Source organism: Kitasatospora sp. NPDC101235, assembly GCF_044767505.1.
In the GTDB taxonomy this organism is placed as follows: Bacteria; Actinomycetota; Actinomycetes; order Streptomycetales; family Streptomycetaceae; genus Kitasatospora.
Map to the genome: position 1 here is coordinate 77879 of NZ_JBIWNZ010000020.1, position 14834 is coordinate 92712.

Sequence of the window (14834 nt, forward strand, 5' to 3'; positions counted from 1 at the left end):
ACCAGTTGGCAGACCGGCCCGGAACTGCGCGACCGCTCCACCCGCTTCATCTGCCGGGACAACCAGGTGTCCACTCTCGGGCACAGAGCCTGCTCGGCAGCGGGATCATGGGGTGGCAGATGAGCGCCACCGAGGAGATCATCCTCACCGGTGTCAACGGCCGTAGCGGACACGAGGGGATCAGCGCCATGGTCGAGAAGTGGCAGCAGCAGCGCGACGGACTGAACCCGGACTCCCCCGCCGTCGACTGGGACGAGCAGCAGATGCGGACGATCTACAACACCGGCCGCAGCAACGCCGCCACCGCCCTCGGCCGCGGGGGCGAGAACAAGCGACCTCCGAGCCCGCGGAACCGCGCGGGGCCACGGCTGCTCCGCCCCGCAGCTGGCCTGAACACGGTCCGGGCCCCGACAGCGACGCACTGTCGGGGCCCGGTACGGCTTCGCGGCTACGGCACGGTGGCTACGGCCGCCCGAAGTGGGTCGGGTAGTAGCCCGAGCTGAGGGTCGAGATCCGGACGGTCGTGCCCGGCCGCGGTGCTTCCACGAACTTGCCGCCGCCCAGGTATATCCCCACGTGGTGGATCCCCGAGGCCCGGCCGCTGTCGGACCAGAACACCAGGTCGCCGCGGCGCAGCTGCCCGGCGCTGATCGGCGTGGTCGCCGCGTACTGGTCGTCGGCGACCCGCGGCAGGCTTGTCCCCGCGCGCCGGTAGGCCTGCTGGACCAGCCCGGAGCAGTCGTAGCCGGACGGACCGTTGCCGCCCCAGACGTACGGCTTGCCCAGCTGGGCGAGCGCGTAGTCGATGGCCGACTCCATGCCCCCGGAGGCGGGCGTCGGGTTGGCCGCCGAACGGCTCGCGGGGATTGCGGGGGCGGGGGCCGGACCGCCGCCGGACTGCCCGGTGCGGCTGGCATAGACGTCGTAGTGGCTGGTCCAACGCCACTCGCCGGAGCCGTTCTTGAACCAGTACTTCGACCCGTCCCAGCCCTGGCGCACCCCGGCGGAGGAGGCCGAGCCGTTGGAGAGTGCCTGAGCGGTGGAGCCGGCCGACCCGCCGGACTGCCCGGTGCGGCTCGCGTAGACGTCGTAGTGGCTGGTCCAACGCCACTCGCCGGAGCCGTTCTTGAACCAGTACTTCGACCCGTCCCAGCCCTGCTTCCCGGCCGCGGCGTGCGCGGATCCGGCGCCGGCCGTCAGGCCGACGACGCCGGCGCCCGCCAGCACGGTGGTGGCCAAACAGGTGCTTCGCACGGCCCGGTGTATTCGGCCGCCGCCGGCCGCCACCGCGGAGCGGGCGGTGCGCGGCCGGACGGCGCAGTTCGGGCAGCTGCAGCCCGCGATCGCGGGGATGCTGCCGAGGCGTTCCTCGAAGCCGATCAGACCGGGATCACCGTCGGGGCCACCCGAGCCGACGGTGATGGCGGGTTCGGCGTACGCGCCGGTGGCTATCCTCATGCAGGTCGTCCTTCCTTCCGCCCGGCACGGGAGGCCGGGGACGGTACCGAGGCGGTTACTCCGGCCGGGGCGACGAAGGCGACCAGCAGCTGTTCCATCAGCGCGCTGCGAGCGGCCTCGTCCAGTTCGTGCGCGGTCGCCCGCTCCAGCCGCCGGACGGCGAGCGCCGCCGCCTCCACCGCGTCGTCCACCAGCACCGTGCGCAGGCCCGCGTCCAGGTCGGCCAGCCGGCGCCGGCGCATCGACTCGGCCACCTCGGGTGCGTAGTCCAGGGCCAGCGGCTGCACCGAGTAGACCTCCAGGCCGGCCGGGGCGACCTCGGCGGCCAGCGCTCTGGTCAACTCGTCGGCGAACCACTGCCCGTCGCGCAGCGCGGGGCCGGGCGCCGCGTTGCTGTCGCAGGGCAGGGTGGACGCGGTGCGGGTGAGCACCGCCTGGACCTGCTCGCGCAGGTAGCTCTCGTGGTCCTCGATCGCCAGCAGCGCCCGCGCGGTGTCCTTGACCCGCCAGACGATCAGCAGCCGGACCACGATCGGCGTGCCGGTGCGGTCCACCACCCTGACCGACTCGCTGCGCCAGTGCCGCAGCCGCACGTCCACCCGCCGGCGGCGCAGCAGCGGGTTGACCCAGACCAGGCCGGTCCGGCGGACGGTGCCCCGGTAGCGGCCCCAGCGGGTCAGCACCCGGGTCTCGCCGCCCGCGTTGGCCAGCAGACCGGCGAGCGTGAACACCACCAGCAGGCCGGCCGCGGCCGCCGCGGCGATCGACTGCGCGTCCACCTCCACCCGGCCGCTCTCCCGCGCGGCGCTGCCGCGCAGGTCAGGCAGTACGTCCCAGTGCGGGAGGACGCCGGTGTGCAGCAGCACGAACAGCACGCCGGCCACGCCGATCAGCACCGCCAGCAGGGCGATCCAGCCGGGCAGCGAGGTGGCGCGGCGCTCCCGCAGCGCCTGGTCGGCGCGCGGCGGGCGCCGGGTGGCGGTGGCGGTGGCGGTCGGGGCCCCGACCACAGTGGTGCCCAGGAGTCCGACGGTCTCCGGCGCGGCTGTCTCCAGCGGGTCGCGCAGGTCCACCGGCTCGGCCGGCGACGGGCTCGGGACGACGGCCAGCGGGGTGGTCGCCGGGCCGCTGTCGGCCGGTCCACCCTGCTTGACGGTCTTGACGGCCGTGGCGCTGGCCAGCGGGCCGGAACCGGAGACGGAACGTTCCGGCAGGGCTGGCGGGAGCGCCTTGGGCAGGTTGTCGGGTCGCAGCGAAGAATCGCGGGTGACGTCCATGCACGGATCCTCTGGGTCGGTGTGTCGCGCAACGGGCGGCCCGGATCTGACGGGCAGTGCCAGGGTCAGGCTAAGTTCATACGTCATCAAATGCGACATTTGAACCGAGTGTGTCGACATTTACTGACGAATCATCCAAAGCTGACCTGACGTGCAGACACATGAATGGATGGTCGGACGGTTCGGCGCAGGTCAGCGCCGAGAAGCACCGGCCCTGCGGTCGAACACCCGACGGGTGATCAGTTCGAGGCCGGTGAGCACCAGCAGGACTCCGGCGAGTCCGTCGCGCCGGCCGGCCTCCCCGGCCCGGCCGGCCGCACCCTGCACAGCTTCCGTCGGCGGCGGCGCCGGCGGCCGGGCCGCATGCCCGGTCGGCTCGGCGGACTCGGCCGAGCCGGCGGCTCCCGCCGGCGGAACGACGATCGACACCAGCCCGAGTACCGACGCGACGGACGGACCCGACCCCGACCCCGGCCGGGGCCTGGGCCACAGGCCGGCGGACGGGCCACGCAGACCCGCCCCGTGGTCGAGCCGGACCAGCGGCCCGTCGTCCGGGGCCTCGGCGGAGCGGTTCCGGCCGGTGCGCGCCGGGCCGGCCGCGTCGGCGCCCAAAAAAAGGTCGGAGACCACATGCGGGGCGGTGCCGAATTCCTCGTCGACGGTGCCGGTATATACCGGCCGCATTCCGCCGGCATGGCGGGCGGCGTGGCGCCCTGCCGCGGACCGGTCCGCCGATTCGCCCCGCTCGGCGGACCGGGTACCGGGGGATCGGGCCACCGAGCGCGGGGCGTTCCACGTGGTCAGCAGCCCGCTCGCGAGGACGGCCAGGGCGACAGCCGTACGGGGAAACGGTCGGCTCATCCGGCTCTCCTTCGCGGTCGGCTGCCGGGGCGGTGGGCAGTCTGCACAAGATCCGACGAAAAGGAATCACGATCCTGAGCCGGTCATACTGCGACACCTGTGCTTTTGGCCGTGTCCCACCCGTTTGGCGGTCATCCGGGCGACAGGACGGGATGTACCCGAAACGACTGCATTTCATCCATTAGTCGACAATCGACACCGCCCGAACGGGCGCGGGAACGGGAAATCCGGGCCCATCCGGTGGACACCGGCCTCCGGGACGGGGCCATCCACCGGGAAACCCTGTTCGAATCGTCCGCCGGGCACCCCGGAGAACGAGAGAAGCCCCCGGCCGGTGGCCGGGGGCTTCTCGATGGTGCGCTCAGCAGGATTCGAACCTGCAACCTCTTGATCCGTAGTCAAGTGCTCTATCCGTTGAGCTATGAGCGCAAGGAACGGGCGAACCCGATCTTGCGGTGGTTGGTGCGCTCAGCAGGATTCGAACCTGCAACCTCTTGATCCGTAGTCAAGTGCTCTATCCGTTGAGCTATGAGCGCTCGCCCTGGTGAACGTTGCCTCCGGGGCGTTGCGGGGACAACATTACATGACCTGCGGCGCAGGACGAAATCGGTTGCTCCGGGCCTCACCCGGCCCCGCCGACGCCGCCCCCCGGACCACCCCGGGAACGCGAAGAGCCCCCGCCGACAAGATCGTCGACGGGGGCTCCCGACTGGCGGAGGCTGAGGGATTTGAACCCTCGATCAGGAATAACCCCGAAACCGCATTAGCAGTGCGGCGCCATAGACCGGACTAGGCGAAGCCTCCCCACATGGAGCGTACCCGCGTGAGCGGACCCGTTCCGTGTGTCAGTGATGATGCCACAACCGTGGGGCTCGGCACCAACCACCGCCAACGTTACTAGGCGGGTCGTCCCCGCCGCAAAGAAGAATGAGATACTGCCGTCTCCGGAGGAGCTGCCCCGAGCCGAGGAGACCTGTCGACGTGAGCAGCAGGCCGATCCGAGGCGCTGCTCGCCTCGCCGCCATACTCGACGCCCTGCCCGACGCGTTGCTGCTGGTGAACAGCAACGGCACCGTCGTGGACGCCAACAGCGCGGCGGTCCAGGCGTTGCAGGCACCGGGCACCTCGCTCGTCGGCATGGGCGTGCTGGGCCTGCTGCCCGAGTTCGACCCCAGCCGCATCCCCGGCTCGATGCGCCCGGCCACGCGCGACGACGACGCCCTCGACCGCCCGGTCCGGATGACCGCCCACCGCACCGACGGCACCACCTTCCCGGTCGAGGTCTCCGGCAACGACTTCGCCGACGACGGCGACGGCCGCGGCTACGCGCGCTCCCCGTACGACGCGTACCGCGAGAACTCGCCCTCCTCCTCCGACCTGCTCCTGCTGCTGGTCCGCGACCTCTCGGGCCGGCTCGGCGTCGAGGCCGAGCTGCGCCGCCAGCACAAGCAGACCGAGATGATCCTGCGCGCCGCCGCCGAGGGCGTGCTCGGCGTGGACCTCGAAGGCCGCTGCGTGCTGGTCAACCCGGCCGCCGCGCACATCCTGGAGTACCGGGCGAGTGAGCTGGGCGGGCGCGAGCTGCACCCGCTGATCCAGCACTCCCGGGCCGACGGCACCCCGCTGGCGCTGGAGGAGTCGGCGCTGCTGGACACCCTGACCTCCGGGCGCAAGCACCGGGTGCGCGGCACCGTGCTGTGGCGCAAGGACGGCCGGCCGGTCACCGTCGACCTCACCACCGCCCCGGTCCGGGACGGCGACCAGCTGGTCGGCGCGGTGATGACCTTCACCGACCGCAGCCGCGAACTCGCCCTGGTCGCCCGCAACGAGCACCTCACCGCCGTCCTGGAGAGCGAGCTGGGCGGCGCGCTGAACGCGCTGAACCAGCGGCTCGACGCGCTCGCCGCCGACCCGGCCGGCCAGCTCTGGCCGGAGGCGAACTGGACGCTGCGCCGGCTGGCCGCCGAGTGCCGCCGGTTCGGGAAGCTGATCGACGGGGTGCTCGACCACCAGCGCTGCGAGGCCGGCGAGAACAGCGGCACCGAGGCCAAGGACGGCAAGGAGCCCAAGGCCGGCAAGGACGGCAAGGACGGCAAGGACGGGCGGAAGGCCGCGTCCCGGGTGCCGGTGGGCCTGGACAAGGTGGTCCGCCGGGCCGTCGAGGAGGCCGGCGAGCTGGTCGGCCCCGGCCGGGTGCGGTTCTCGGTGCACGCCGCCGCGGTCGAGGTGATCGCCGACGAGCGGCGGCTGGCCCAGGCGCTGGCCCACCTGGTCGCCGACGTCAGCGGCGTCGGACTGGCCCTGGACGACCCCGCCGCTCCCTCCCCCGGCCTGGCCGTGCCCGGGCTGAACGGCGCCGCCGCACCCGCGCTGCCGCCCGCCCCCGAGCCGCCGACCGTCGTGCTGGCCGCCGCCCAGCGCGGCGAGGTCGCCCGGGTCGAGATCCGCGGCCCCGGGGTCGGTGGCGGCCCCGTCCACCTGCCGATAGCCCGCACGGTGGTCGAGCGCCACGGCGGCGTGCTCCAGCCGCACGAGCTGCCCGGCAAGGCCGGCACCACGTACGTCGTCGAGCTGCCGCTGGACCCGGCCGCCGCGAAGGCCGCTGCCGAACGCGCCGCCGCCGAAGGCCGCTCCGACCGGCCCAAGGAGAGCGACAGCGCCGTCCTGCCCGAGCTTCCGGGCATCCCCCAGCTGCCCAGCAGCGGCGAGAGCGCCGAGCCCGCGGCCGCCGGGGAACAGCCCGGCCCCGAGGCCCCCGCCGCGGAGCAGGCGCCCGCCGAGGAGCCCCCCGCCGAGCGGCGCGGCCGCAGAGGCCGCCCGGCCGCCGGGACCACGGCGTCCGGCACCCCGAGCGACCCCGACATTCCGGCCGACCAGTGGCCGAACGCCCCCGCCCGGGTCGAGCGGGCCGTCCCCGAGCAGTGGAACGGCACCGGCAACGACCCCGCGTACGGCCGCCAGGGCCTGGCCGGACCGGACGGCGCCCAGAGCGACCCGTGGGGCAAGGACGACGGCAGCTCCGGCCCCGCCTACGCCGTACCCGTCGAGGGCGACCGGGCCCAGCCGAACCGCCCCGGCGGACGCGAGCCGCTCGCGATCGGCCCGGCCCCCGCGCCCGCCGCCCCGGACGGCACCCCGCCCGGCGGCACCCCGACCGCCGAGGCCGCCCAGGAGCAGGCCCCGGGCGAGACCAAGCACCGGCGCCGCCGCGCGCTGCCCTCCGCCGAGGAGCCCTCCGGCGGCTTCGCCCTGCCCGGGGCGGCCGACGCCCCGGTCTACCCCGGCCTGGAACACGCCCTGCCGGCCGGCCCCGCGCCCGCGCTGCCCGAACCGGCCGCCACCGCGCCGACCGGGCGCCGCCGCCGGCTGGCCGTCCCGCCGGGGCCCGGCCCGGACGCCCTGGTGAACGCCTCCGGCCCCGCCGTCCCGGCGCAGCCCTCCCCCGGCACCGCGCTGGCGCCCGCCCGGGCCGCGCTGCCCGCCGCCGAGGAGCCGTCCGCCCCGCGCCCGGTCGGCACCGGCCTGGGCGAGCTCGCCCCGCCGCGCCCGCTCGGCGCGGCACCGGTGCCCGCCGCCGCGCCGCAGCCGCCCGTCCCGGCCGACACCGCCCGGACCGCGCCGCGCCCGATGGCCGAACTCCCGGCCGCCGACCATCGGCCCGCCGCCGGGCAGCCGTCGGCCCCGACCGGCGAGCTGGCCAACACCCGCCGGCTGCTGGTCTGGCCCGAGCCCGACCCGGCCACCAAGCAGGCCCTCCAGGCGCGCGGCTACCTGCCGGTGATCGTCCGCTCCCGCGAGGAGGTGGACGCCCAGGTCCCCGGCTTCCCCGCCGCCCTCTTCGTCGACCCGCTGACCGGACCGATCACCCGCACCGCGCTCCAGTCGCTGCGTACCGCGGCGCTCAACCGCCGGGTCCCGGTGCTGGTCACCGCCGGCCTCGGCCAGGCCACCCGGGACGCCGCGTACGGGGCCGACCCGGCCGTCCTGCTGCGCGCCCTCGCGCCGCGCGACGGCGAGCACCACGCCCCGCGGGTGCTGCTGGTCGAGGGCGACCCGGACATCGCCGCCGCCATGATCAGCAGCCTGGAGCGGCGCGGCATGCACGTCGAGCACGCGGTGGACGAGAACGACGCGGTGGCCCGGGCCAGCAGCGTGCAGCCCAACCTGGTGGTGATGGACCTGCTGCAGATCCGCCGCCGCCGGGTCGGCCTGCTGGACTGGCTGCGCGCCAACGACCGGCTGCACCGCACCCCGCTGGTGGTCTACACCTCGGTGGACCTCGACCCGCGCGAACTGCCCCGGCTGCGCACCGGCGAAACGGTGCTGTTCCTCGCCGAGCGCTCGACCAGCGAGGACGTCCAGTCCCGGATCGTCGACCTGCTCGGGCGGATCGGCGCGATGGGCGAGGCGGGCGTCGCCGCCGCGGGCTGAGACGCGAACACGCGAGGAGGCCGGGACCGACGGTCCCGGCCTCCTCGCGTTCGCGGCTACTCCTTGCCGAGCACCGTGACGTCCAGCTCGTCCGCCGCGTAGCTGGCCCGGATCACCTTCTTGTCGAACTTGCCGACCGAGGTCTTCGGCACCGACTCCACGATCGACCAGCGCTCCGGCAGCTGCCAGGAGGCGATCCGCTCGCCCAGGAAGGCCCGCAGCTCCTTCAGCCCGACGATCGCGCCCGGCCGCAGCACCACGGTGGCCAGCGGGCGCTCGCCCCACTTGTCGTCCGGGACGGCGACCACGGCGGCCTCGGCCACGTCGGGGTGGGCCATCAGGGCGTTCTCCAGCTCGACCGAGGAGATCCACTCGCCGCCGGACTTGATGACGTCCTTGGCCCGGTCGGTGAGGGTCAGGTAGCCGTCGGCGGTGATGGTGCCGACGTCACCGGTGCGCAGCCAGCCGTCCTCGGAGAACTTGTCGTCCGGGCGGACCGGGTCCTGGCCGGCGCCGCCGTAGTACGCCCCGGCGATCCACGGGCCGCGCACCTCCAGCTCGCCCGCCGAGACGCCGTCGTGCGGCATCCGCTCGCCGCCCGGGCCGATCAGCCGGGCCTCGACCGAGGCCGGGAAGATGCCCTGGGTGATCCGGTACGGCCACTCCTGCTCGGGGGTGAGGCCGCCCGGCGGCTGGGCGAAGCAGCCGAGCGGGGAGGTCTCGGTCATGCCCCAGGCGTGCAGGACCCGGATGCCGTGGCGCTCCTCGTAGGCCTTCATCAGCGACGGCGGGCAGGCGCTGCCGCCGATCACCACCATGCGCAGGCTGGAGGTGTCGTAGTCGCCCGCGTCGAGCTCGTCCAGCAGGCCGGCCCAGATGGTGGGGACGGCGGCGCTGACGGTGGGCTTCACCGCGGCGATCATCTCGGCCATCGGCTTGGGCTGGAGGAAGCGGTCCGGCATGAGCAGGTTGGCACCGGACATGAAGGCCGCGTGCGGGATGCCCCAGGCCTGGACGTGGAACATCGGCACCACCGGCAGCGCGGTGTCGCGCGGGGTGAAGGCGAAGTTGTCGCCGGTGTTGACCTGGAGGCAGTGCAGGTAGACCGAGCGGTGGCTGTAGAGCACGCCCTTCGGGTCCCCGGTGGTACCGGAGGTGTAGCAGAGCACGGCGGCCTGCCGCTCGTCTATGTCGTGCTGCCACGGGTACTCGGTGGGCCGGCCGGCGATCAGCTCCTCGTAGTCGTGCACGCCGCCCGCGAAGCCGGCCAGCACCGAGCGGTCGCCGGGGCCGCTCACCACGATGTGCCTGAGGGTCGGCGCGAGGTCCGGGAGGACGGCGGCGAGCAACGGCAGGACGGTGCCGTTGACGATGATCACGCGGTCGGCGGCGTGGTTGATGATGAACGACAGCTGCTGGGAGGGCAGGCGCAGGTTCAGCGTGTGCAGCACGGACCCCATCGAGGGGACGGCGAGGTACGCCTCCAGGTGCTCGGTGTTGTTCCACATCAGGGTGGCGACCCGGTCGTCCCCGCGCACCCCCAGCTCGTCGCGCAGCGCGCAGGCGAGCTGCGCGGCCCGCGCGCCGACCTCGGCGTAACTGCGGACGACCGGCCCGGTGCCGTCCCAGGTGGTCACGGTCGAGCGGCCGTGGATCGTGGACCCGTGCTCCAGGATTCGGGCGACGGTGAGCGGTACGTCCTGCATCGTGCTGAACACGGGTCCTCCTTGACCTGGCGGCACTGGCGGCTGCGCCTGCGGCACCTACCGGGCGGTAATGCGCGCGGACGTGCCCGATTGTGCCGCCCCCACCCCCCGCTGTCAGTATCCCGACCCCGTTGCACGGATCACGGATTCGTCCCGGTTCGGCCCTCCGGCCTCTCCCGAAGCCACAAGGGCAACGCGGCCCGCACGTCCGCCGGAACGCCCGAATACTCCGCGACGGCCAGGGTCCGGCTCCGCCACACCCCGCCGGCACCCGCCTCGACCACCCGCACCTCGTCCTCAGCGGTGACTACGGCCCGGCGCCGGCCGGTGAAGATCCACACCTGTGTGCCACCCTCCTGCCACCGGTACTCCGGCTGGTCCTTCCTGCTGTCGTAGAGCGTGTCGTCCCGCCACAGCACGTCCTTCAGCGTGCCCTCGCCGCTCTTCGCCGGCGTGTACGCCCGCACCACCCCGCGCCACCGCTTGCCCCCGTCCGGCCCCGCGCTCTCCTCCACCTCCAGCGCGAACCGGTCGTACGGCGCCCGCACCCAGTAGTCGGGCCGGGCCGCCCCCTCCGTGTGCAGCCGGTTGGTGTACACCGTCGGCGGGTCGTCCGCCGTTCCCCGGCATCCGCCCAGCACCAGCCCGACCGCCAGCACCGCGGCCGCCCGTCCACCCCTGCGCATCACAGGTCAGGGCCGGTCGGAGCGGCAGAGGCGGAGGGAGTTGGCCGGGTCGGGGGTGTAGGCGGGGTCGAGGGTCCAGCCCTGTTCGGCGGCGATGCGCAGGGCCTGGTGGGCCCCGGCGCCGCGGTAGGTGGCGCGGTTGAGCCGGATGCGGTGCACGAGGGTGCCGTCGGGGGTGCGGGTGCCGGCGGAGGCGGTGCCGGTGCGCTTGGTGTCGCGCTTGAGGATGCGGCGGATGTGGCGGTCCCAGGCGGCGGGGCTGTTGGTGAACTCGGCGCGGAAGGCGCGCGGGCCGACGGTCCAGCGGGCGCCCCAGCGGTCCCAGTGGTCGGGCTCGGGGTGGTTCACCCAGAAGGTGAGCAGACCGTACACCGGGACGTAGACGATCTGGAGCAGGAAGACGAACGGCAGCAGCGGCGCGAAGCGGACCGGCTGCGGGCCCCACGGGGTGCCGGGGGCGGCGGGCGGGTCCTGCGGGGAGGGTGCGTCCAGCGTGGCCGGGGCGGGGAAGTGACGGGCGATCCGGACGTGCCCGGCGTCGGTCCCGGACGCCACGCCGTGCCAGCCGCGCTGCTCGGCGAGCCGCACCACGCCGGCCGCGCCGAGGCCGCGGTAGAGCCGCAGCGCGAACCCGGTCCGCACCACCCGGCCGAGGTCGGCCTGCACCTCGCCGCCACCGGCCGCGTGCGTCGCCTCTGCGGCGGCGATCCGGCGCGCCAGGACCGGGGCGACGTAGCGCTCCCAGTGCTCCGGCCGGCCGGTGAGCTCGGCCCGCAGCCGGCGCGGCGGAATGAAGCTGCGGTTGACCTTCAACCAGCCGTCCGAACTGGGGCCTCCCCCGCTGTAGTCCGCGAAGATCAGGACGATGAAGAGGAGCACCAGGCCGAGGATCCAGAGCGGCGCGTAGATCCACTGGAGGAGGAACTGGACCAGCACGGCCACGCGGTTGCGGCGCGGCGCGGGGCCGGGGAAGCCGCCGGGGCGGCCGGCTCCGGGCTGCGGCGGGGTGCCGAACCCGGCGGCGGCGTACGGCTGTTGGGGATCGGGGTGGGCCTGCTGCGGCGGGACGGGCTGCGGCTGCCGGGGCGGGTACGGCTGCGGCGGCGGCACCGGCTGCGCGTACGGGTTCTGCGTGTAGGGGCTCTGCCCGTACGGGTTCTGCTGCGGCGGCGCGCCGTACCCGTCGGCGCCGCCGTGCCCCTGGCCGTTCACCATGCCGTTCCCCCCGTGCTCGATCGGGGGCCACCCTATCTGCGGGTCTCAGTCGGCGGTCGGACCGTCCACGTGGTTGCGGTCGACGGTGAGGGTCGCGCCGCCGAAGGTCTCCTCGACGTTGCCGTGGTACTGGTGGACGCGCTGGTGGAGGCTCCAGAGGTCGGGGGCGATACCGCCGGAGCCGGCCGTGTCGGCCTGGTCGTCCCAGCGGGCGTACCAGAGCGCGTCGGGCATCGGGGAGCTGCCGGCCCGGGCGGCGGCGGCGAGGTCCGCGATGCCGGAGTCGAGGCTGGAGTAGAAGCCCGAGCGGTAGGCGGCGGCGTGCAGGCCGGCCGTCCAGCCGAGGGTGAAGTCGACCACGGCCTGGCCGCAGGCCGGGTCGCGCATCGGGTAGGCCTCGATGTCCAGGTAGACCGGGCTGCCCTCGGCCAGCCCGAGCGAACGCAGGGCCTGGGCGGCCTCAGCCCCCTCCTCCAGGCCCTGCTCGACGGCCCTCGCCGGGTCGATCCGCTTGGGCTTGTGGCTCAGGTCGGCGCACGGCGCCTGCAGCCCGACGTGCACCGGCAGGAACCGCCAGCCCAGCTCCCTCGCCTGGCGCACCCACTCGGCGGTGAGCCTCGACTGGGTGCAGCCGCGCTGGGAGCCGCTGGTGTAGATGCCGACCGCCCCGTACGGGGAGGTGCCGCGCCAGGCCCGCAGGGTGTCGAGCGGCGGTGCGGTGCAGGCGTCGAAGGCCCGGCCGTTCCAGGTGTCAAGGGGCCGGGGCGGGCCGGACCGGTCGGGCAGCGTGACGGCCCGGATGCGGGGGGCGGCGACGGCGGCCGGGACGGCGGCTTCGGCGCGCACGCCCGTCCCGTCGGTGGCCAGCGGAAGGACGAGGGCGGCGGCGAGGAGGGCGGCGGAGCGGAGATGGCGCACCCCGCCTTGATACTGACGAGCCGTCGGACGATCGCGGCAACCACGCCGCAGCACCCGCGCGGGCCCACCCTTTCGGATGCACCCGTCCGCATCCGTCCCGATTTTTGTAACGAGCTTGCCGGTTTGTCACTCCTTACGGCAAACTCACGAATATGCCCACCTCCCATACCAGCGAAACCCCCGCCGCCTCGTCGTCGGCCGCCGCCGTCGCCGAGGCCCTTGCTATGCCGCCCGCCCCCAAGGGCGAGCCTGCCGGCGAGCGGGGAAGCTGGCGACGAGGTGGGGCGTCCGGCCCCGCGGCGCCACCCGAAGTCCACCCCGGCCGGTCCACCGGCCGGTTCGGCAAGATCCTGCGGCGCCCGGAGAGGATCCCGGCGCCGCTTCTCTGTCTGACCGCGATGTTCCTGGTACAGACCGGCATCGCGCTGTCCAAGCCGCTGTTCGGCCCGCTCGGCGTCAGCGGCACGACCTTCCTGCGGCTCGGCTTCGCCGCCGTCATCCTGCTCGCCGTCACCCGGCCGAAGCTGCGCGACAAGCGCCCGCGCGACCTCGCCGCGGCCGCGCTGCTCGGCATGGCCTCGGCCGGGATGACCTTCCTGTTCGCCGGGGCGATCGACCGGCTGCCGATGGGCACCGCCGCGACCATCGAGTTCCTCGGCCCGCTCGCGGTCGCGCTGGTCTTCGCCCGGCGCGCCAGCCACCTGCTCTGGGCGCTGCTCGCGGCCGCGGGCGTGGTGCTGCTGACCCTGCTCGGCGAGGGGGACGGCGGCGGGTCGCTCGACCCGGTCGGCCTGCTGTACGCGTTCGGGGCGGCCGCCTGCTACGCCGCGTACATCCTGTTCACCGACAAGGTCGGCGCGGCCTTCCAGGGGTTCAAGGGCCTGGCGGTGTCGATGACGGTCGGCGCCCTGACGCTGGCGCCGTTCGGGCTCGGCCAGGCCTGGCACGGGCTCACCGCGCCCGGCGCCTCGCCGACGGCGCTGCTCGCCGCGGTGGCCGGGGTGTCGCTGTTGCTGCCGGTGATCCCGTACGCGCTGGAGATGACCGCGCTGCGACGGATGCCGCAGCGGGTGTTCAGCGTGCTGGTCAGCCTGGAGCCGGCGGTCAGCGCTCTGGTCGGGCTGGTGGTGCTGGGCCAGCTGCTGGGCGTACCGCAGCTGGCCGGGATCGGCTGCGTGGTCGCGGCCAGCGTGGGTGCCACGCTGACCGGGCGGCGGTGACGGGCCGGTCGGCCTACGGGCGCGTAAGCCGCCCAGCGGCTCACGGCTCAGCGGCTCACGGCCAGATCAGGCTGCGCGACCACTCCGGGGAGCTGACCGGGCCGGTGCGGGTGTAGCGCAGCCGGATGTGCCGGCGCTGGGCGTCGCCCTGCCAGAACTCCACCTCGTGCGCCCACAGGGTGTAGACCGCGTGCCCGGGCGGGACCGCGTCCGGGTGCGCCTCCAGCCGACGACGGACGACCGCCACCGCCTCGTCGTACTCGGCGAACGAGCCCAGCGGCTCGCTCTGCCGTCCGACCAGCGCGTGCACCCGGGCGGCGGGCGAGCGGGTGGCGAACTCGGCGGCGGCGACCAGGTCGGCGGCCCGTTCGACGGTGCCGCGCACCCGGACCTGGCGGCCCAGCTGCGGCCAGTAGACGGTCAGCGCGGCGGCGGGGTGGCCGGCGAGCTGACGGCCCTTGGGGCTGTCGGCGTCCGCGGAGAAGTTCCAGCCGGTGCCGGCCGCATCGACGTCCCGCAGCACCAGCACCCGGGCGTCCGGCATGCCGTCGGCGTCCACCGTCGAAAGGGTGAAGGCCTGCGGGTCCAGCACACCGGCGTGCAGCGCGGTGGCGAGCCAGTCCACGAACAGCGGGCCGGGCTCGGCGGGGGCGGCCTCGTGGTCGAAGGACGGCAGCGGGCGGGCCATCGGCGGGCGGCCGAGCAGCAGTTCGGGGACGGACCTGGGCCCGGACCGGTGCTCGTGGACCGGATCGGCCGTCGGCTCCGGGCGCACCTCCGCCGCCGGCTCCGACCCGGGCTCCGGTGCGGGCCTGGCCTCGTCGGGGCCGGTCAGGCCCTCCTCCTCCGCCGCCATCGCGCACCCTTCCTTCCGATTGCCGCGGTCGCCGCCCCGGCCGGGCCGGTCCTTCCGGGCCCGGGCACCTGGGTGCGCTGTCGGAGCGCAACCGTACCGCCGTACCCCGACGGCTCCGGGCGCGGGCCCTCGGTGGACGGATCAGGGCCGGTCTGCGGGGGATTCCGGGGTGGCCGAGCAGGGGAACCCGGGCCGGCCGCCGGGGA

General features: G+C 74.7%; 11 protein-coding genes and 3 tRNA genes. 3 read left to right on the forward strand and 11 right to left on the reverse strand.

Annotated features, from left to right (window positions below; translation table 11 throughout):
* Positions 1-119 precede the first annotated feature (119 nt).
* Positions 120-503: a hypothetical protein gene (locus tag ACIRRH_RS28820; protein WP_403073224.1), complete on the forward strand. Its 384-nt coding sequence runs from the start codon at positions 120-122 to the stop codon at positions 501-503.
* Here the strand turns inward: ACIRRH_RS28820 and ACIRRH_RS28825 are convergent.
* From ACIRRH_RS28825 to ACIRRH_RS28850, 6 genes are all read right to left on the reverse strand, one after another.
* Positions 463-1458: a C40 family peptidase gene (locus tag ACIRRH_RS28825; protein WP_403073226.1), complete on the reverse strand. Its 996-nt coding sequence runs from the start codon at positions 1456-1458 to the stop codon at positions 463-465. The two genes, ACIRRH_RS28820 and ACIRRH_RS28825, sit on opposite strands and share 41 nt — an antisense overlap.
* Positions 1455-2735, reverse strand: coding sequence for an SPFH domain-containing protein (locus ACIRRH_RS28830; RefSeq protein ID WP_403073228.1), 1281 nt, complete (start codon positions 2733-2735; stop codon positions 1455-1457). The genes ACIRRH_RS28825 and ACIRRH_RS28830 overlap by 4 nt, the downstream gene beginning before the upstream one ends.
* Before the next feature lie 192 nt (positions 2736-2927).
* Positions 2928-3596 carry a hypothetical protein gene (locus ACIRRH_RS28835; protein ID WP_403073230.1) on the reverse strand — a complete coding sequence of 223 codons (669 nt, stop codon included), beginning with the start codon at positions 3594-3596 and terminating at the stop codon, positions 2928-2930.
* A 353-nt stretch (positions 3597-3949) separates the two neighbouring features.
* A tRNA-Arg gene (locus tag ACIRRH_RS28840) sits at positions 3950-4025 on the reverse strand.
* A gap of 31 nt (positions 4026-4056) precedes the next feature.
* Positions 4057-4132, reverse strand: a tRNA-Arg gene (locus ACIRRH_RS28845).
* A gap of 174 nt (positions 4133-4306) precedes the next feature.
* Positions 4307-4400: transfer RNA gene (locus tag ACIRRH_RS28850), tRNA-Ser, on the reverse strand.
* Positions 4401-4577: 177 nt separating this feature from the next.
* Between ACIRRH_RS28850 and ACIRRH_RS28855 the strand changes: the two genes are divergently transcribed.
* A complete protein-coding gene (locus ACIRRH_RS28855) occupies positions 4578-8027 on the forward strand; it encodes a PAS domain-containing protein (RefSeq protein ID WP_403073232.1) in 3450 nt (1149 codons plus the stop codon).
* A 56-nt stretch (positions 8028-8083) separates the two neighbouring features.
* On the opposite strand, the gene ACIRRH_RS28860 is transcribed toward ACIRRH_RS28855, so the two are convergent.
* The 4 genes from ACIRRH_RS28860 to ACIRRH_RS28875 all read right to left on the reverse strand — a co-directional run bounded on the left by ACIRRH_RS28860 (position 8084) and on the right by ACIRRH_RS28875 (position 12552).
* Positions 8084-9745 carry a long-chain fatty acid--CoA ligase gene (locus tag ACIRRH_RS28860; RefSeq protein ID WP_403073234.1) on the reverse strand — a complete coding sequence of 554 codons (1662 nt, stop codon included), beginning with the start codon at positions 9743-9745 and terminating at the stop codon, positions 8084-8086.
* A 128-nt stretch (positions 9746-9873) separates the two neighbouring features.
* Entirely contained in the window at positions 9874-10419 is a 546-nt protein-coding gene (locus tag ACIRRH_RS28865) for a hypothetical protein (RefSeq protein WP_403073236.1), read from the reverse strand.
* A gap of 6 nt (positions 10420-10425) precedes the next feature.
* A complete protein-coding gene (locus tag ACIRRH_RS28870; protein WP_403073238.1) occupies positions 10426-11634 on the reverse strand; it encodes a hypothetical protein in 1209 nt (402 codons plus the stop codon).
* A gap of 45 nt (positions 11635-11679) precedes the next feature.
* Positions 11680-12552 carry a DUF1906 domain-containing protein gene (locus ACIRRH_RS28875; RefSeq protein WP_403073240.1) on the reverse strand — a complete coding sequence of 291 codons (873 nt, stop codon included), beginning with the start codon at positions 12550-12552 and terminating at the stop codon, positions 11680-11682.
* Positions 12553-12704: 152 nt separating this feature from the next.
* On the opposite strand from ACIRRH_RS28875, the gene ACIRRH_RS28880 reads away from it, so the two are divergent.
* On the forward strand, positions 12705-13772 hold the full coding sequence (locus ACIRRH_RS28880; protein ID WP_403073242.1) for an EamA family transporter: 1068 nt from the start codon (positions 12705-12707) through the stop codon (positions 13770-13772).
* A 55-nt stretch (positions 13773-13827) separates the two neighbouring features.
* Here the strand turns inward: ACIRRH_RS28880 and ACIRRH_RS28885 are convergent, their stop codons facing one another.
* Positions 13828-14628, reverse strand: a complete 801-nt coding sequence (locus tag ACIRRH_RS28885; protein WP_403073243.1) for a pyridoxal 5'-phosphate synthase — start codon at positions 14626-14628, stop codon at positions 13828-13830.
* Between the last annotated feature and the right edge of the window lie 206 nt (positions 14629-14834).